At 63.5% G+C, this 17,944-nt stretch carries 17 protein-coding genes; 13 read left to right on the forward strand and 4 right to left on the reverse strand.

Annotated features, from left to right (window positions below; all coding sequences use genetic code 11):
• Positions 1-108: 108 nt before the first annotated feature.
• The 5 genes from ACR9ZN_RS30920 to ACR9ZN_RS30940 all read left to right on the forward strand — a co-directional run bounded on the left by ACR9ZN_RS30920 (position 109) and on the right by ACR9ZN_RS30940 (position 5,917).
• Positions 109-927 carry an ABC transporter ATP-binding protein gene (locus tag ACR9ZN_RS30920; protein WP_481274026.1) on the forward strand — a complete coding sequence of 273 codons (819 nt, stop codon included), beginning with the start codon at positions 109-111 and terminating at the stop codon, positions 925-927.
• 10 nt (positions 928-937) lie between these two features.
• The gene (locus ACR9ZN_RS30925) at positions 938-1,780 is read left to right on the forward strand and encodes an ABC transporter permease (protein WP_481274027.1); all 843 of its coding nucleotides are present in this window, start codon (positions 938-940) and stop codon (positions 1,778-1,780) included.
• Positions 1,781-1,873: 93 nt separating this feature from the next.
• Positions 1,874-3,058 (forward strand): ABC transporter substrate-binding protein, encoded by a 1,185-nt coding sequence (locus ACR9ZN_RS30930; RefSeq protein WP_481274028.1) that lies wholly within the window; start codon positions 1,874-1,876, stop codon positions 3,056-3,058.
• A 257-nt stretch (positions 3,059-3,315) separates the two neighbouring features.
• On the forward strand, positions 3,316-4,401 hold the full coding sequence (locus ACR9ZN_RS30935) for a Gfo/Idh/MocA family protein (RefSeq protein ID WP_481274029.1): 1,086 nt from the start codon (positions 3,316-3,318) through the stop codon (positions 4,399-4,401).
• 85 nt (positions 4,402-4,486) lie between these two features.
• Positions 4,487-5,917 (forward strand): amidase, encoded by a 1,431-nt coding sequence (locus tag ACR9ZN_RS30940; RefSeq protein WP_454813168.1) that lies wholly within the window; start codon positions 4,487-4,489, stop codon positions 5,915-5,917.
• Between the two features lie 189 nt (positions 5,918-6,106).
• On the opposite strand, the gene ACR9ZN_RS30945 is transcribed toward ACR9ZN_RS30940, so the two are convergent.
• Complete coding sequence (locus ACR9ZN_RS30945) at positions 6,107-7,279, reverse strand: site-specific DNA-methyltransferase (protein ID WP_454813169.1); 1,173 nt, start codon at positions 7,277-7,279, stop codon at positions 6,107-6,109.
• Positions 7,280-7,544: 265 nt separating this feature from the next.
• On the opposite strand from ACR9ZN_RS30945, the gene ACR9ZN_RS30950 reads away from it, so the two are divergent.
• From ACR9ZN_RS30950 to ACR9ZN_RS30970, 5 genes are all read left to right on the forward strand, one after another.
• The gene (locus ACR9ZN_RS30950) at positions 7,545-8,525 is read left to right on the forward strand and encodes an ABC transporter substrate-binding protein (protein WP_454813170.1); all 981 of its coding nucleotides are present in this window, start codon (positions 7,545-7,547) and stop codon (positions 8,523-8,525) included.
• A gap of 184 nt (positions 8,526-8,709) precedes the next feature.
• A complete protein-coding gene (locus ACR9ZN_RS30955; RefSeq protein ID WP_481274030.1) occupies positions 8,710-10,266 on the forward strand; it encodes a sugar ABC transporter ATP-binding protein in 1,557 nt (518 codons plus the stop codon).
• Positions 10,259-11,215 (forward strand): ABC transporter permease, encoded by a 957-nt coding sequence (locus ACR9ZN_RS30960; protein ID WP_441772808.1) that lies wholly within the window; start codon positions 10,259-10,261, stop codon positions 11,213-11,215. Before ACR9ZN_RS30955 ends, ACR9ZN_RS30960 begins: the two co-directional genes overlap by 8 nt.
• The gene (locus tag ACR9ZN_RS30965; protein WP_454813172.1) at positions 11,215-12,252 is read left to right on the forward strand and encodes an ABC transporter permease; all 1,038 of its coding nucleotides are present in this window, start codon (positions 11,215-11,217) and stop codon (positions 12,250-12,252) included. The genes ACR9ZN_RS30960 and ACR9ZN_RS30965 overlap by 1 nt, the downstream gene beginning before the upstream one ends.
• 9 nt (positions 12,253-12,261) lie before the next feature.
• The gene (locus ACR9ZN_RS30970) at positions 12,262-12,708 is read left to right on the forward strand and encodes an RbsD/FucU family protein (RefSeq protein ID WP_481274031.1); all 447 of its coding nucleotides are present in this window, start codon (positions 12,262-12,264) and stop codon (positions 12,706-12,708) included.
• An 18-nt stretch (positions 12,709-12,726) separates the two neighbouring features.
• Here ACR9ZN_RS30970 and ACR9ZN_RS30975 read toward each other — a convergent pair whose 3' ends face one another.
• Entirely contained in the window at positions 12,727-13,299 is a 573-nt protein-coding gene (locus tag ACR9ZN_RS30975; RefSeq protein ID WP_481274032.1) for a ribonuclease HII, read from the reverse strand.
• A gap of 186 nt (positions 13,300-13,485) precedes the next feature.
• Here ACR9ZN_RS30975 and ACR9ZN_RS30980 point away from each other — a divergent pair, with 186 nt between their 5' ends.
• Positions 13,486-13,947: a hypothetical protein gene (locus ACR9ZN_RS30980; protein ID WP_434955441.1), complete on the forward strand. Its 462-nt coding sequence runs from the start codon at positions 13,486-13,488 to the stop codon at positions 13,945-13,947.
• Positions 13,948-14,099: 152 nt separating this feature from the next.
• On the opposite strand, the gene ACR9ZN_RS30985 is transcribed toward ACR9ZN_RS30980, so the two are convergent.
• Entirely contained in the window at positions 14,100-15,224 is a 1,125-nt protein-coding gene (locus ACR9ZN_RS30985; protein WP_481274033.1) for a PA0069 family radical SAM protein, read from the reverse strand.
• Here ACR9ZN_RS30985 and ACR9ZN_RS30990 point away from each other — a divergent pair.
• Positions 15,205-15,918 (forward strand): glycosyltransferase family protein, encoded by a 714-nt coding sequence (locus tag ACR9ZN_RS30990; protein WP_481274034.1) that lies wholly within the window; start codon positions 15,205-15,207, stop codon positions 15,916-15,918. The two genes, ACR9ZN_RS30985 and ACR9ZN_RS30990, sit on opposite strands and share 20 nt — an antisense overlap.
• Positions 15,919-16,007: 89 nt before the next feature.
• On the opposite strand, the gene ACR9ZN_RS30995 is transcribed toward ACR9ZN_RS30990, so the two are convergent.
• Entirely contained in the window at positions 16,008-17,162 is a 1,155-nt protein-coding gene (locus tag ACR9ZN_RS30995; RefSeq protein ID WP_481274035.1) for an FAD-dependent oxidoreductase, read from the reverse strand.
• Positions 17,163-17,216: 54 nt separating this feature from the next.
• Between ACR9ZN_RS30995 and ACR9ZN_RS31000 the strand changes: the two genes are divergently transcribed.
• The gene (locus ACR9ZN_RS31000; protein ID WP_481274036.1) at positions 17,217-17,915 is read left to right on the forward strand and encodes a TetR/AcrR family transcriptional regulator; all 699 of its coding nucleotides are present in this window, start codon (positions 17,217-17,219) and stop codon (positions 17,913-17,915) included.
• Positions 17,916-17,944: the final 29 nt, after the last annotated feature.

The raw sequence follows: 17,944 nt of genomic DNA on the forward strand, positions 1-17,944 counted from the left end.
TCTTGCAATGGTCCTACCATATGCTTGACACTAAAGTAGGATAGTTACACAGTGCCGCCTGCGATGAGATGGCCCTTGAGGGCCACGGCGCATTCTCCGAGGGATGGAATGAAAACGGGGCTGGCATCACACCCGAAGCTTGCCGTGCGGGAGGCAAGCAAGGTCTATCACACGGCTTCGGGCGATCTCGTTGCGCTGGACCGCTGCAACATCGACATTCAGGCCAATCAGATCATCTCCATCGTCGGGCCCTCGGGCTGCGGCAAGACCACTTTGCTGTGGTCGATGTCGGGGCTTCACCGCCTGTCGAGCGGCGAAATCAGGCTGGACGGCAAGGCCCTCACCGGCCCGCATCCCGATATCGGCCTCGTCTTCCAGGAAGCGAACCTGCTGCCCTGGCGCAACCTTGATGCCAACATCGCCTTTCCCTTCGAGATCAAGGGCACTCGGCCCGACCGGGCCTGGATCGAGCATCTCCTGCAGCGCGTCGGCCTTGCCGGCTTCGGCGGCAAGTTCCCGCGCGAGCTCTCCGGCGGCATGCAGCAGCGGGCGTCCATCGTACGCGCTTTATCGCTCAAGCCCTCGGTTTTGCTGATGGACGAGCCTTTCGGTGCTCTCGACAGCTTCACCCGCGAGGAGATGAACGGGTTGGTGGAAGAGATCTGGCTCGATAGGCCGACCACCATCGTCTTCATCACCCACAGCATCGAGGAGGCCATCTTCCTGTCGGACCGGGTGATCGTGATGAGCGCCAGGCCCGGCCGGGTGGCGAGGGAATATCAGGTACCGTTTGCGCGTCCGCGCTCCCTGGAAATCATGGCCACCAAGGAAGTCTTCGACCTTCAGAACGCCATCAAGCTGGACATCGTGGGCGGCCGCGCCAGCCAGACGCAGGTGCCGCTGCGCAGCGCCATGGCCGCAAGCTGAGGACATTGCCGTGAGTGACGCCGTTCCCCAATTTTCCAAAGCCAGCTCCGGCGACGGCCGGGATGTCAGCCTCACCAATCTGTCGGCCTTTTCCTCGGGGCCCGGCATCAAGTCCGGCTTCGAGATCGCCGTGATCGTCGCGGTCGCCGTGATCCTGATCGGCGGCGCCGAGCTCGCGCTCAGGCTGTTCAAGGTGCCGCTCTACATCATGCCGCCGCCGAGCGCGATCGTCACGGCGCTGTTCACCGAATTCCCGCTGATCCTGCCGCATCTCGGCTACACGCTGGTGGAACTGGGCGGTGGCTTTGCCATCGGTGCCTGCATCGGCCTGATCCTGGCTGCGGTGATCACCCAGTTCCCCTTCGCCGAGAAGATCATCGCGCCCTACATCCTCCTGCTGGTCACCACGCCGATGCTGGCTTTGGTGCCGCTGCTCATCCTGCGCTTCGGCTTCGGCTATACGCCGAGGATCATCGCGGTGGCGCTGGCCGCCGGCCCGATGGTGATGATCAACGCCGCAACCGGCTTCCGGCGGGTGGACAATGCCAAGATCGCGCTCGCTCGGTCCTATGGCGCCTCGACGCTGCAGATCTTCTGGAAGATCCGGGCACCGATGGCTTTGCCGATGATCCTGGTCGGCCTGATGATCGGTGCCATTTTCGGCCTGCTGACGGCTGTCGGAGCCGAAATGGTCGGCGGCGGCTTCGGGCTCGGCAACCGGCTGACGACATATTCCTCCATGATCCAGATGCCGCAATTCTTCGCGGTGGTGCTGGTGCTCTCCATCCTCGGCATCCTGATCTATGTGCTGTTCTTCCTGATCGGCAAGAAGTGGGCAAGCTGGGAAGCCTGAGCGGGAAAGCCAACGATAGCAAAGCGATAGAACGAAAAGACCACTCACCATTCGAACTGCCGGAAACAGGCAGGGCCCAACCGGAGGAAAGCTGTGACGAAGAACGAGACCGTATCAACGAGGCCAAAGAGTGCAGGGCCGGGCATCAGCCGGCGCTATTTCCTGCAGGTGGGGGCGGGCGGCCTGGTGACGGCGACGGCCCTGGGCGCCTCCGGCCTGCTGACACCGGCGCGGGCCGCGGCCTATGAGAAATTCACCTGGATCTCGCCGCGCGGCACGCTGGAAGTACTCGACGACTATCCCTATTGGGCGGCGAAGAAGGCGGGTTACTTTGGCGATCTCGCCACCGACATGCAGCCCGGCCCTTCCGACGGCACGGCGACGGTGAAATTCGTCGATGTCGGCCAGGCCGATATGGGTTTCCCGTCCCCGGGCGTGTTCTCCTTCGCCATCCAGAACGGCATGAAGCTCAAATCCGTGTTCCATATGGGTGCGCGCGACACCTTCAGTTTCGCTTTCCGCAAGGGCGAGGGCACCAAGGATCTCAAGACGCTGGAAGGCAAGACCATCCTGCTCGGCTCAGCCGCTTGGCAGGCGATCACCGATCCGCTGCTCGCCGCCCAGGGCGTCGATGTCAAGAAGGTGAAATATGTCGAGGCCGGCTGGCCGACCTGGGGCACGGCGCTGGCCGGCGGGCAGGGCGACGCCGCCCTGTCCTGGGAAGGGCTCAGGGCGGAATGGATCGCCAAGGGCCTCAGCTTCGACTACTGGCTCGGGGTCCAGCATTCGAAATTCCCGGCCAATACCTTCGTGGTGCGCAGCGCCGATCTCGAGGATCCCGATCGCAAGGCCTTCCTGGAGAAGTATCTGCGCGGCTGGGCCATGGGCCTGGAGTTTGGCTACCAGAATCCGCGGGCGGCCGTTGAGGCGGTGTTCGAGCAGTTCCCGACGCTCGCCAGCAATCTCGGCCCGGAGCTCGGCACCACCTCGATCCTGCAGCAGGTCAACGTCTTCCGTGGCGACATGGACAAACGCGGCGGCTGGGGCTGGCACGACATGACAAGCTGGCAGGCCTTCTTCGACCAGATCCATAAGATCGGCCAGATCTCCGCGCCGGTTAAGGCGGAGGACGTGCTCACCAACGACCTCATCAAGCCGGCCAATGATTTCGACAAGGCCAAGGTCAAGGCCGATGCCGATGCCGTCAAACTGTCGGACGGTTTTGCCAAGGTCGATGTCGAGAAGATCAAGGCGAATCTGTTTAACGGGGCCCTGTAGGGGGAATGCGGGTCCACTTAAGGAGGTAATGCTGCGATTTGTCATAGCCGGGCTTGACCCGGCTATCCAGGAGCCACACGCGCAAACGGTCTGGGGCTGGATTGCCGGGTCAAGCCCGGCAATGACAAAGGTCGCGCAAGCTCCAAGACGCTCAAGTGAACCGCATCAGCCCTCTGAGGGGCGCTTTGCAAACCTTTGAAATCCGGCGCGGATCCCGGTCCGCGTCGGACTATGTGATTGGTATTGGGGGAGGGCGCATGTCCGACAAGGTTAGGATTCTCGTGGTGGGGCTCGGCAATATGGGGGCCTCCCATGCCAGCGCCTATCATCGCAATGATGGTTTCGAGATCGTCGGCATCATGAGCCGCTCGATCAAGTCGAAGCCCGTACCGGCCGAACTCGCCGGCTACCCGCTGTTCGAGGACTTCGATACCGCACTCAGGGAAACCAGGCCTGATGCCGTCTCGATCAACAGCTGGCCGAACACCCATGCCGAATATGCGCTGAAGGCGATCGAGGCAGGCTGCCACGTCTTCATGGAAAAGCCGATCGCTACCACGATCGAGGACGCGGAGAAGGTGGTCGCCGCTGCCCGTGCCAAAAATTGCAAGCTGGTGCTGGGCTATATCCTGCGCGTGCACCCCTCCTGGGTGAAGTTCATCGAGATGGGCCGGACCCTGGGCAAGCCGTTGGTGATGCGCCTCAATCTCAACCAGCAGAGCAGCGGCCCGGCCTGGCATTGGCACAAGAACCTGATCGATTCGCTGATCCCGATCGTCGATTGCGGCGTGCATTATGTCGATGTGATGTGCCAGCTCACCGGCGCCAAACCGCTGCGCGTGCACGGCATCGGCGCCAAGCTCTGGCAGGAGGCGGCCCAGCAGAATTACGGCCATCTGCACGTCACCTTCGACGATGGTTCCGTCGGCTGGTACGAGGCGGGCTGGGGGCCGATGATGAGCGAGATCGCCTATTTCGTGAAGGACGTCATCGGGCCTGAAGGGGCCGTATCCATCGTTGCCGGCCAGACCGAGAGCGCCAAGCAGGGCGAAGAACTCTCCGATTCCGCCGACATCGATCGCCATACCAAGACCGATGCCATCAAGATCCACTACGCCAAGGTCGACGCCGACAAGAACTTTGCCAAGCCGGACGAGATCTTCAGCATGGAGGACGAGCCGGGCCATCAGGAATTGTGCGACCGCGAGCAGGCCTATTTCCTCAAGGCCATTCGCGAGGATCTCGATCTCACTGAATCCATGGCGGCCGCAGTGAACAGCCTGCGCATCGTGCTGGCGGCCGAGCAGAGCATCCGGGAACAGCGGGCGATCGAAATCGGCTGACGGCGTTCGTCGCTCCGCCAGCGATCCGACGTGCGCGTTTTGCGCGCGTCGTAGCTTTTCATTTCATCACCAAGGGACACTCGTCATGACGACATTGCTGGAAACCTACGTCGAATCCGATGCGCTCGCTTTGGCCGGGCTGGTGCAGAAAGGCGAGGTGACGCCCCTCGAGGTGGTGGAGACCGCCATCACCGTGATCGAACAGCTCAATCCGAAGCTCAATGCAGTCATCCACCGCCTCTACGACATGGGCCGCGCCGCCGCAGCCGATGTCGATCGCCAGGCCGCGTTCGCCGGGGTTCCCTTTCTCGCCAAGGAACTCGCCAGTTCCTGGAAGGGGGCACCGCTTACCAATTCATCGCGTTATCTGAAAGATCTGGTGGCCGAGAGCGATTCGGTGTCGGTGCAGCGCATCCGGGCTGCCGGCCTTGTGCTGCTCGGCAAGTCGAATGCGCCCGAGAATGGCTGGTCGATCTCGACCGAGCCCAAGCTTTACGGCGCCACCATCAATCCCTGGAAGGAGGGCATCACCGCCGGCGGGTCGAGCGGCGGCACGGCGGCGGCCGTGGCCTCGCGCATGGTGCCGATCGGCGAGGCGAGCGATGGTGCGGGCTCCATCCGTGTTCCCGCCTCCTGCTGCGGCATCGTCGGCCTGAAACCCTCGCGCGGACGCGTCACCCTCGCTCCGGCGGGGGACTTCTGGTACGGCGGCGCCTATTTCCTCTGCCATTCGCGCAGCGTGCGCGATACAGCCGCTTATCTCGACGCCGTTGCCGGAGCCTTGCCGGGTGATCCCTACACGCCGCCCAGGCCGGCGGAGAGCTGGCTTGAATTGTCGAAGCGTACGCCTGCGCGGCTGCGCATCGGCTACACCGTCACGCCGGCCAACGGCACGCCGATCGACCCCCAGGTGAAGGCTGCGGTGCTGGCCACGGTGAAGACCCTGGAGGGCCTCGGCCATCTCGTCGAGGAACATGACATGGCCCTCGATGGCAATGATGCCTGGAAGACCTATACCCATATGTCTCCGGTCGAGACGGCCGCGATGTTCGACGGACTGGCCGGCGTGATCGGGCGTCCCGTCACCCGGGACGACGTCGAGCCGGTGACCTGGGCGGTGATCGAGCGCGGCCGCTCGATCAGCGGCGTCGAGCATGCCCGCGATGTCTGGAAATTGCGCGAACTCAGCCGCGCCATCGCCGAGGATCTTGGGCCCTACGACATCTTCATCACGCCGACCCTGACGCAGCTGCCGCGCCCGATGGGCTATTACGACATGTCGATGACCGATCTCGACCAGTACAACGCCAAATGGACGGATGCGGTCTTTGCCTTCCCGTTCAATCTTTCCGGCCTGCCCGCGATCTCGCTGCCGCTGGGCTCGACGCCGGACGACATTCCGATCGGCGTGCAACTGGTCGGGCGTTACGGCGACGAGGCGAGCGTGCTGGCGGTTTCCGCACAGCTCGAACAGGCCATGCCCTGGAACGGCCGGCGCCCGGCCATCAGTGCGTGAGGGGCAATTACCTTCTCCCCTTGTGGGTATCGTCCACTCCACTTGGAGTGGACTGGGTGCCCCTAACGGGCGGATGAGGGGTCGCGCGACCCATCCTAAACGCCTTGCAGGCAGCCACCGGCAATGGGGAGGTTTCGTCGACCCCTCATCCGACTGCCGCCGCCTTCTCCCGCAAGGGGAGAAGGAATTTTACCCCGCCGCTGCCAGTTCCTTGCGCAGGATGGCGCGTAGCTCGTCGATCAGCACCGGCTTGCCACCATCGTCATAGTGCCAATAGGTCCAGCCATTGCAGGCGGGCAGGCCTTGGGCGAGGGCGCCGATCTTGTGGATCGAGCCGACGATATCGCCGAGCATGATCGATCCATCGACCCGCACGCGGGCCTGATGGCGACGATTGGCGTCGGTCAGGATGGCGCCGGGCTGCAGGAGCTGGCGTTCGATCACGTTGGCGAAGGGAATGCGGGGTTCGGAACGCTTTTCCGCCGGTGCCAGCATGGCGGCATCGTCGACAAGCGTGGCGTGGGCGATGCGCTCGCGTGCATGGGCGATATAGGCCTGATCGCGCTCGATGCCAACGAAGTGGCGGCCGAGTTTCTTGGCGACGGCGCCGGAGGTGCCCGAGCCGAAGAAGGGGTCCAGCACGACGTCGCCGGGCTTGGAGGCGGCGAGCAGGATGCGTGCCAGCAGCGCCTCCGGCTTCTGGGTCGGATGGGCCTTGCGCCCCTCGTCGTCCTTGAGCCGTTCGGAGCCGGTGCACAACGGGATCAGCCAGTCGGAGCGCATCTGCACATCCTCGTTGCCGGCCTTCAGCGCCTCGTAATTGAAGGTGTAGCGCGAGCGCTGGTCGCGCGAGGCCCAGATCAGGGTCTCATGCGCATTGGTGAAGCGCTTGCCGCGGAAATTCGGCATCGGATTCGATTTACGCCAAACGATGTCATTGAGGATCCAGAAATCGAGATCCTGCAGGCTGGCGCCGACCCGGAATATATTGTGGTAGGAGCCGATTACCCACAGCGTGGCATCGGGCTTCATCACGCGCTTGACGGCGGCGAGCCAGGCCCGGGTGAAATCGTCATAGTCGCGCAGGGATGCGAACTTGTCCCAGTCGTCGTCGACGGCGTCGACCATGGAATTGTCGGGCCGCTGAAGATCGCCACCCAACTGAAGATTATAGGGGGGATCGGCAAAGACGAGATCGACGCTGGCGGCTGGCAAGCGCTGCAACGCAGCAATGCAGTCACCCTCGATGATGGTATCGAGCGGTAGAACCGCGCTCGCCGTTGCAGACGAACGCGATTCTACACGCTTCAACCCTGGGCTCATCCGAAGCGCTTGGGCGGCTCCGGTACGCGAGATACTCATGGGGTACTCATACGCAACGCTTACTGACAACACGTTGGATCCTGGGCTGGTTTGGTAAATTCCGCGTTGCCGTCCCGATAAAAATTTCGTGCCGGAACGGGACGCCTGCCGCTTCACCGTGCTTGCTGTGATTGTCCGCGTTCTGCTCAAATTGATGACTTGACGCGATTGAAATTGTCCGACCATTCTAGCCGCCGGCTAAGGCACCGAAGCTGTCCTGCCACCGGTCGGGCCGCCGGAACAAGGGCCCAAACGGGAGAGAAACATGATCACGCGTCGTTCCTTGCTGCAGATCGCGGCCGGCAGTGCTGCGTTCACCGGCCTCGGGCTGGTGCCGGCCTATGCTGACCTGCCCAAGCTGAAGAAGAAGGACAAATACAAGGTCGGCTTTGCGCAGACGGAGAGCAACAATCCCTGGCGCCTGGCTCAGACTGCCAGCATGAAGGACGAGGCCCAGAAGCGAGGCTGGCAGCTCGTCTATACCGATGCCGCCGGCTCGGCCGCCAAGCAGGTCGCCGACGTCCGCTCGATGATCGCCCAGAAGGTCGACGTCATCCTGCTGTCGCCGCGCGAGGAAAAGCCTCTGGTGCCGGCGGTGATGGAAGCCAAGAAGGCCGGCATCCCGCTCTTCCTGATCGATCGCGGTGTCGATGCGAATCTTGCCAAGGGCGGCAAGGACTACATCGCCTTCATCGGCTCCGACTTCGTGAAGGAAGGCGAGATGGCGGGTGAATATCTCGCCAAGGCGGTGAACGGCAAGGCCAAGATCATCGAATTGCAGGGAACCACCGGTTCCTCGCCGGCGAATGACCGCAAGACGGGCTTCGAGAAGGCGATCAAGGCCTATCCCGACATGAAGATCATCGCCTCCCAGTCGGGTGACTTCGCCCGCGACAAGGGGCGCCAGGTGTTCGAGACGCTCTATCAGGCCCATCCCGACGCGACCGCCCTCTATTCGCACAATGACGAGATGACCATGGGCGCCATCGCCGCGATGGAGGCTGCCGGCAAAACACCGGGCAAGGACCTGATCCTGGCTTCGATCGACGGCACGCGCGATGCGGCACAGGCCGTGTCGGATGGCAAGATCCTCGTCCTGATCGAATGCAATCCGAAATTCGGTCCGGCCGCCTTCGACGCCATCGTCAAATATGCTGCCGGCGAGGCTGTGGCGCCGCGTCTCGTCAATACCGACCGGCTGTTCAACAAGGAAAACATCGCTGCTTATTTGCCGGAATCCTATTGATCCGGCAGTCATAGAACGCTGACTTTTGTCATTGTCGGACTTGACCTGGAAATCCAGCTTTTCCTTTACGACGGAGAGCCTGGATGCCCGGGTCAGGCTCGGGCATGAGAGAGGTCGAGCCTATGCGGCGATTGTTCACCAATGATAGAGGCGGGTTTTGCCGCCATTTTGAGCTAGAGACTGCATGGCAGCATCGTCCCCGCTTCTCTCCATGGATGCCATCACCAAGAGCTTTGGCGGCGTCAAGGTCCTGCATGGCGCGACCCTCGACATTGCGCCCGCCGAGGTGATGGCGCTGGTCGGCCAGAACGGGGCCGGCAAGTCGACTATGATCAAGATCCTCAACGGTGCCCATTCGCATGATGGCGGTACCATCACCTTCGGCGGGGCGCCCTGGCAGGCCAGCTCTCCGCAGCAGGCCCAGCGCCTGGGGGTGAGCACCATCTTCCAGGAACTCAACCTGATCGGCTATCGCTCTGTCGCCGAGAACATCTATCTCGGTCGCGAGCCCAAGCGCGGCGGCCTGTTCATCGATTGGAAGACGATGAATGCTGGTGCGCGCGAACTCCTGGCCCGTTTCGACGTCAATATCGACGTTACCCAGCCGCTGGGCGAATTTCCTACCGCCATCCAGCAGATGGTGGCGATCGCCCGCGCGGTGTCCTTCAAGGCCCGCCTGGTGATCATGGACGAGCCGACTTCCTCCCTCGACGAGGCCGAGGTGGCGGTGCTGCTGCGCACCATCCGGCAGCTCAAGGATGACGGGGTTTCGGTGCTGTTCGTCACCCACAAGCTCGACGAGCTTTATGCGGTCTGCGACCGCGTCACCATCATGCGCGACGGGCGCACGGTCGCCGTTTCGCCCATGCAGGACATGCCCAAGCTGACCCTTGTCTCTTCCATGCTCGGCAGGGCCCTTGCGGAAGTGATGGCAAAAGGCACCGCCGCCGAACGGGGAGAGGGCTCGGCTGTTCGCGAGGAACTGCTCGGCGTGCGCTCGCTCGCCGTCGGGCGGCGCGTCAGCGATGCCTCCCTTTCGATCGACAAGGGCGAGATCGTCGGATTGGCCGGATTGCTGGGTTCGGGCCGTACCGAGACGGCCCGCGCCATCTTCGCCGCCGACAGGCGCGCCAAGGGAGAGATCGCCTTCAATGGAGCCAAGACGGAGTTCCGCACGCCAACGGAAGCCATCAAGGCCGGAATGGGATTTTGTTCGGAAGACCGCAAGGTCGAAGGCATCGTCCCCGACATGTCGGTCGCCGACAATCTCACCCTCGCGCTGATGCCGGCCCTTTCGCGAGGCGGCCGCTTCGACCTTGCCGAGCAGAGGCGGATCGTCGAGCGTTTCATCAAGGAAATCGGCATCAAATGCTCGGGCCCGGACCAGAAGATCCGCGAATTGTCCGGCGGCAATCAGCAAAAGGTGCTGCTCGCCCGCTGGCTGTGCATGAATCCCAAGCTTCTCATTCTCGATGAGCCGACGCGCGGCATCGATGTCGAGGCCAAGGCGGAAATTCTCAACCTGATCCGCCGCTTTTCCGCGGAGGGGCTCGGCGTGCTGGTGATTTCTTCCGAACTGGAGGAGGTCATCGAGGCGGCAAGTCGCGTCTTCGTGCTGCGCGACGGCTTGAGCGTGGCGGAGCTGCGCGCCCCCAACATCAATGAGGACAGCATCATGGCCGCCATGGCCCACGGCGCCAGCCCCGCAGCCGACGAGACGGGAACGGCTAACCATGCGTGATGTTCCTGCGTTTCTGCAGCGCTACGGTGTCATCATCGCGCTGCTGCTTCTGATCGGCTTCAATTTCGCCGTCACGCCCAATTTTGCCACCACCCAGACCCTGTTGGTCAATCTCACCCAGGTCTGCACCATCGTGATCGTCGGCATCGGCATGACGCTGGTGATCGCAACCGGCGGCATCGACCTGTCGGTCGGTTCGCTGATGGCGATTGCCGGTGCCCTGTCGCCGATGATCTTCACAGGCAAAATCGTGGATTTTTCCAACCTCTATGTCGCGATCGCCTTCGGCATCGTCATTCCGGTGCTGGTCGCGGGCGTATTCGGCCTCTTCAATGGCTGGCTGATCACCCGCTACAACATCCAGCCGATCATCGCGACGCTGATCCTGTTCATTGCGGGCAGGGGGCTCGCCCAAGTCTCCACCAATGGCGACCTGCAGGTCTTCAAGGTCCCGGAATTCCAGGCGATCGCGCTCGGCAAGGTGCTGGGATTGCCGTTCCAGGTCTGGATCATGGCGGTTCTGGTGATCGCGGCCGCCTATGTGCTCAAGGGCACCGTGTTCGGTCGGCAGGTCCTGGCGGTCGGCGGCAATGAGGCGGCGGCCCGACTCGCCGGCGTGCCGGCGGCCCGCGTCAAGGTGCTGGTCTACTTCATCTGCGGCCTGTGCGCCGGTATCGCCGGCCTCATCGAGATCGCCATGAACTCGGCAGCCGATGCCAATCTGATCGGCATGGGCAAGGAACTCGATGCCATCGCGGCGGTGGCGGTTGGCGGGACGCTGCTCTCCGGCGGCCGGGCTACCATCGTCGGTACCTTGCTCGGAGCACTCATCATCCAGCTGGTGCGCTATACCTTGCTCGCCAACGGAGTGCCGGATGCGGCGGCTCTCATCGCCAAGGCAGTGCTGATCGTGCTCGCTGTCTGGCTCCAGCGGCAGGGGACGGCGTGATGGCGAACTTTCGGTTCTCTCCGGCCCTCGGCGTGCTGCTCGCCCTCGTGCTGCTCGCGGCCTTCGGGGCCTGGCGCTATGACGGCTTCCTCGGCACCTACAACATCCAGACCGTGCTGCGCTACAATTCGATGTTTGCGCTGGTCGCCCTCGGCATGTGCTTCGTGATCATGACTGGCGGCATCGACCTGTCGGTCGGCACCACCGCCGCGCTGGCCAGCGTGGTCTCCGCCTATCTCAGCTCCTATGGCCTCATCGCCGGCGCCGCCGGCGGGCTCGCGGCGGGAGCGGCCGTCGGCATCATCAATGCCCTGATCATCACCCGTTTGAAGATCCTGCCTTTCATCGCCACGCTCGCCACCATGCTGGCGGCGCAAGGCACGGCCCTGTTGCTGGCCAACAACCAATCGGTCTCGGCTTCCTATGACACGGCCTTCACCGCGCTCGGGCAGGGCGATCTTCTCAGCTTCATGCGACCTGAATGGGTGGATGCCGAAAATGCCGGCACCGCCGCGAACATTCTCGGCTTCATCCTGAGCTTCCCGACGCCGGCCTGGATCGCCCTGGTGGCGTATATCGTGGGCGCCATTACCCTGAACTCCACCTCTTTCGGGCGCCATGTGCTGGCGGTCGGCGGCGGCGCGGAAGCCTCCCGGCTGATGGGCTTGCCGGTCAACCGCACCATCTTCGCGGTCTATGTGATCTCCGGCGTGACGGCCGGCATGGCGGGCGTGATCCTGGCTTCGCAATTCGGTGCCGGCCAACCGATCGAAGGCATTGGCTGGGAGCTGATCGCCATCGCCTCGGTGGTGGTGGGCGGCACGCTGCTGACAGGGGGCAAGGGCTCCATCGGCGGCACGCTGGCCGGCGCCCTGCTGCTCGGCCTGATCTACACGATCCTCAATTTCGAGAATGGCATGGGCTGGATCTCGCTCTCAGCCTATTGGCAGTCGGTGGTGCGCGGCGCCTTCTTGCTGATCGTCGTCATCCTGCAGGCCAAGCTCATGCAGACCAGACCTGCGCAGATCGCAAAATAGGAAACTACCATGCTCAAGAATATCGATCCGCTGCTGAATGCCGATGTGCTCTATGCCCTCCGAGCGATGGGCCATGGCGACACGCTGGTGATCTGCGACACCAATTTCCCGGCCGATTCGGTCGCTCGCGAGACGGTGCTGGGGGACCTCCTGCGCATCGACGGTGTGACGGCCGCCCGTGCGGTTGAGGCCGTACTGTCGGTCGTGCCGCTCGACACCTTCGTCGACGACTCGGCCCGCCGCATGGAGATCGTCGGCTCGCCCGACGAAGTCCCGCCGGTCCAGCAGGAAGTGCAGGCCGCGATCGACAAGGCGGAAGGCAAGTCCTGGCCGATGACCTCGGTCGAGCGCATGGAATTCTACGAACACGCCAAGAAGGCCTATTGCGTGATCGCTACCGGCGAACGGCGCTTCTATGGCTGTTTCATCTTCCGCAAGGGCGTGGTCGCGCCGTAAGGAGAAAACACCGCCCTCTCAAACCCGATATGCCTTCAGCCTTCCGAAGGACAGGCGGTGATGCGGGCAGGGTCCATGCGTGTCGATGGCGGCGGTATGTTCGGGCGTGCCGTAGCCCATATGGCGCTCGAAGCCATAGAGCGGGTAGGTGGCCGAAAGCTTGATCATCAGGCGGTCGCGGGTGACCTTGGCGATGATCGAGGCGGCGGAGATGGTCGGCACCAGCGCGTCACCGTCGATGATGGGGCGGGCCGGAAGCTGCAGGCCGTGCGGCACGTCCTTGCCGTCGATCTCCACCGACGAGGGGCGCAGGGACAGCCCCCTGACGGCCCGCCGCATGGCGTCGAGCGTGGCGCCGCGGATGTTGAGCCGGTCGATCAAGGCTGGGCTCGAAAAGGCGACCGAGACCGAGAGCGCCGAGGCCATGATCTCCTGATAGAGCTCTTCGCGCCGTGCGGCCGTGATGACCTTGGAATTGGCCAGGCCGACCGGCACCCTGTCGGGATCGAGGATGACGGCGGCAGCCGATACCGGGCCCGCCAGCGGTCCCCGGCCAGCCTCGTCGACGCCAGCGAGAAGATGTTTTGTCATGAACTGGCGTTAGAAGATTCCCGCCGGCAGGTCCAGCGCAGAGGGTGGGCTGACGCTGTACCGATACAAATCGTGACTTGCTTTGTGCCTCTGCCATGTCAAGTTTAGCCACAATTTTTCACGGTATGTTGCCGACAACGATGGACAGCGTTTGGGCAGATAGCGTTTGTTGCGGGGCAGGGCGGAATGCAAAAGAACGTGACCGATATCGAGGCTGCTACACCTTCTCAGGACCATCAATCCCAGAGCGAAGCGGCGCCGGCTCCGATCAAGGCTGGCTTGCCCTCCGACAATGTGTTCGATCGCCTGGTGCATGACGAGGAGGATGTCGTCGGCCTGCTGGCCTTTTCCCTCTCCACGCAGAACAAGCGCGACTGGCTGGTGGCTTTCAAGCAGGAGGTCGGGCGCGATCCGACACCGGACGAATTGGCCGCCTACGACATTGGCGAGCGGATCGACCGCCGCCTGGCAACCTATCGCAAGCTCGCCGAGCATGCCCTGGCCGGCAATTCCTTCTGGGCTTCGGCGACCCTGACGCCCGTGAGCGAACTGCCCGGCCCGACGATCAGCGAGCTTTTATCCACGCCGGCCAAACCGGAGCCGGCCAAACCGGCGCGCTCGTCCTGGTTCAAAGGCAGCAAGCGGTGATTGCCGGCAGTTCTTCGGATATTAGGGCGGAAGAAGACCGTTTCTTCACGGTCCGCGGCGTTGCTCCCTTGCTCTCTCCCTGTAAGAACCGGGCAACGGCAAGGGCGACAGGCAACACGACCGAAGAACGAAAATATCTGCTTTTCGCCTGATCAGAACAGCGCCAGTTGTTCACCCATCCGCACCGGGCGGGTGAACAGGTCCGTGCGCAGCTTCAACCGCCTGGCGTTGAGGCCCAGCCGGGCGGCAGCCAGTTCGAAACGCCGCCCGATCATCCAGGCATAGGGTCCGGTCCCCGACATGCGCAGGCCCCAGCGCGAATCATAGTCCTTGCCGTCGCGGCTCGATCGCATCAGCGAGAAGACATGGTTCATGGCATCGGGGCGATGCTCGCCCAGCCAATCGCGCATCAGGCCCGAAATCTCAAGGGGCAGGCGTAGCATGACGTAACCCGCCTCGCGGGCGCCCGCCGCACGGGCCGCTTCGAGGATGCGCTCGATCTCGGCATCGTTGATCTTGGGGATGATCGGCGCCACCATCACCGTCACGGGAATGCCGGCATCGGCCAGCTGACGCATGGCCTTCAGGCGCAAGGACGGCGTGGCCGCTCGTGGCTCGAGCGAGCGGGAGAGCTTGGCGTCGAGGGTGGTCACCGACAGGGCGACCTTGACCAGGCCGCGCCGCGCAAGGCGTGCGAGAATGTCGATGTCGCGGGTGATCAAGCCCGATTTGGTGACGATGCCGACCGGGTGGCTGGTTCTATCAAGAACCTCCAGAATGGAGCGGGTGATGCCGCGCTGGCGCTCGATCGGCTGGTAGGGGTCGGTGTTGGTGCCCATCGCGATGGTGCGTGGCTGATAATTCCTGGCCGACAATTCTTTTTCCAGCAGGGTCGCCGCATTCGGCTTGGCGAACAGCTTGGTCTCGAAGTCGAGCCCCGGCGAGAGCCCCATATGCGCGTGCGTCGGCCTGGCGAAGCAATAGACGCAGCCATGCTCGCAGCCGCGATAGGGGTTGATCGAACGGTCGAAGGAGATGTCCGGCGAGTTGTTGAAGGTGATGATCTTGCGGGCCTGCTCGTCCTGGATCTCGGTGCGCAGAGTCGGCAATTCCTCGATCGAGTTCCAGCCGTCATCCTCGATGAAGCGCGAAAGCCCTTCGAAACGCCCGCTGGCGTTGGAGCCGGCGCCGCGGCCCCGTCGCCGATCGATGTCGATCACGGTCGTGCCCACCGGCACCGCATCGGTAAGAGAGACCTTGCTTATCGGCACGCCCATGGCCGCCTCCGCGAATCAAATTCCTCTGTTCCCATTAGAACAAAAAGAGAACATTGCTGCAAGCGAAACGAAATTGCCGATAATTTGCGCAGGATCGGCTGTTTCGGGCTCTGATTTCGAAGGGCGCCGCGTGATATGCGAGGAGGAGAATGAGACTGAAACAACCTCCCTGCCTGCCATGATCAGTGTCGTCATCGCCACGAACGGCCAGGAATTGCTGCTGGCGGAAACGCTGGCTGCCCTTGTCCCGGCGGCGGCGGATGGTTTCGTGCGCGAGGTGGTGGTTGCCGAGAGCGGATCTTCCCGGGGCACGCGCCTGGTCGCGGATGCCGTCGGCTGCGTCATCGTCGAAGGTGACGAGCGTACCGGCCTCGAGGCTGCCCGCAGCGATTGGGTGTTGGTGATGGCCCCCGGCGTGCGGCTGGAGAGCGATTGGTTTCGCGAAGCCGGCGTGATGATGCAGCGATTGCAGAGAGTGGGCGACCGGCCGGTCGCGATGCTGTTTCGCGGCGCGGTCGACGATTATGGCTGGCGGGCAAGAGCGCGGGAGATCCTGCTCAAACTGTCGCGCAGCCGCAGGCGGCGGCAGGCCGTGCTGGCGCCCCGCCAAGCGCTGCTGGCCGGCGCGCGCCTGGCAATCCATGCGCTGCGGGCGCGTGCTTTTACGGGCGGGGTCGGGCCTGTTGGCTTATGAGACAGATCCTGTCGGCTTGAGCCGGCCTTTTGCCCGCGATGATCCGGCGAGAGCGTCGGCCGTCATGCCGGCACTGGTGGTGGCGCGGATCAGGACAGGGCGCTTTCTTCCTGTCTCCCCTGATGGGCGCCGGTGAGGAAGTCGATAAGTCCGAACGGAGCGCGGTCGCCGAGGCAGATTTCCAGCATCAGATGCGCGTCCGCGGCTTCGGGGGCGCTGCGCGTGAACATCGCATTTTCATGGATGGCGAGGGCCGCTTCGATGTCGTGGGGGTGAGCGGCGATCGCTTTTGCGAGTTCGGCGCCGTCGAGCATCGCCAGGTTCCCGCCCTCGCCGGTGGGGGGCATCAGGTGGGCCGCGTCGCCGAGAAGCGTCACCCCGGGCACGCGGTCCCATCGGTGTCCGACGGGAAGCGCATGGATCATGCGCGGGATCGGCGGAGTGTCGCCATCGGTAATCAGCGCGGTGAGCGCCGGCGCCCAGCCCTCGAATTCAGCCGCGATCCGGGCTGTTGCGGCAGCGGCGTCACTAAAGTCGATGTCGGCGATCCATTCGGCGGAGCGGTTCAACTCGACATAGGTGTGAAGGGTATTTCCGGCCTCGCGATGCGCGACGATGCCCTTTCCCGGGGCGAGTGCGTACATCGCACCGCGGCCGACGGCTCCGGCAGACGCGGAATGCCGTTCGTCGACATCATGTAGATAGGTCTCGATCAATGTGGTGCCGACATAATCGGGCTTCGCATCGGACAGCAGGGGCCGGACCTTCGACCAGGCGCCATCCGCCCCCACGAGAAGTTCCGTTCTCGCGGTCGACCCGTCCGTGAATGCCAACTCGTGCCAGCCATCGCCGAGATCCGCGACGTGGGCGAGCTTCTTTCCCCACTGAATCGTATTCTCGGGCAGGGACTGGACAAGAATTCGTCGCAGGTCGCCTCGAAGCACCTCGGGACGTCCGCTGGTGCCGTCGTCGGGCTCGTCGAGCAATAAGTTGCCGTGTCCGTCGAGAATGCGTGCCGCCGCGCCGCCCCGGTGGATGATCGCGTGGAATTCATCGAGGAGGCCGGCGTCATCGAGCGCGCGTTGCCCGTTATATTCGTGGATATCGAGCTGTCCGCCCTGCGTGCGCGCCCCGGCCGAGGGCTCGGCCTCGTAGACCGTTGCCGGGATGCCGTGCCGGGAGAGGACGCGTGCGAGGATGAGGCCGCCGAGGCCCGCGCCGATAATCGTGACTGGTGTCGTCATTCTATTCCTTTCAAATGTCTATGGAACACTGTTCCATAGACATTTGTTGGAACGATGTTCCAACTATGTCAAGATGGTGGGTATGACAACCAAGATTCAGCGAACCGGACGGCGCGCGGACACGCTCTCGAAGGAGAGGATCGTCGAAGCCGCTATCGAGATCCTGGACAGCGGGGGCAAGGCGCCCTGACATTCCGCGCACTCGCCGCCCGTCTGGCAACGGGAAGCGGAGCGATCTACTGGCACGTCGCCGACAAGGACGAGCTCCTCGCGGCTGCCACCAACGACATCATTGCCCGCGCCATGACCGAGGTGGTCGATGGAGACAGGCCACAGCAGGCCATCAGAGCCATGGCGCTCGGTGTGTTCGATGCGATCGACGCACACCCCTGGGTGGGTGCGCAACTCTCCCGTGAGCCATTGCAAGCCGCCATGCTCCAGATTTCCGAAGGCATCGGCAGCCATCTCCAGGCGCTCGGCGTTCCCGAGCGGGCGGAGTTCGACTGCTGGTCCGCGCTCGTGAATTACATTCTCGGCGTCGCCGGGCAGAACGCTGCGAATGCCCGTCTCGCCCCGCGCGAAATGGACCGGACGACGTTCCTCACCACCGTTGCAGCGCGGTGGAGGCAGCTCGACCCCGCCAAATATGCCTTCGTGCATCGGTTGGCGACGCGGCTGCCCGGCCATGACGACCGGGAGCAGTTCCTTGCCGGCATCGACCTCATCCTGGCCGGGATCGCAACCGTCCGATAGCGTTGCCGACCCATCCATCTGTCGCGGGC

The sequence above is a fragment of the Labrys sp. HAY1-8F genome (assembly GCF_056754975.1).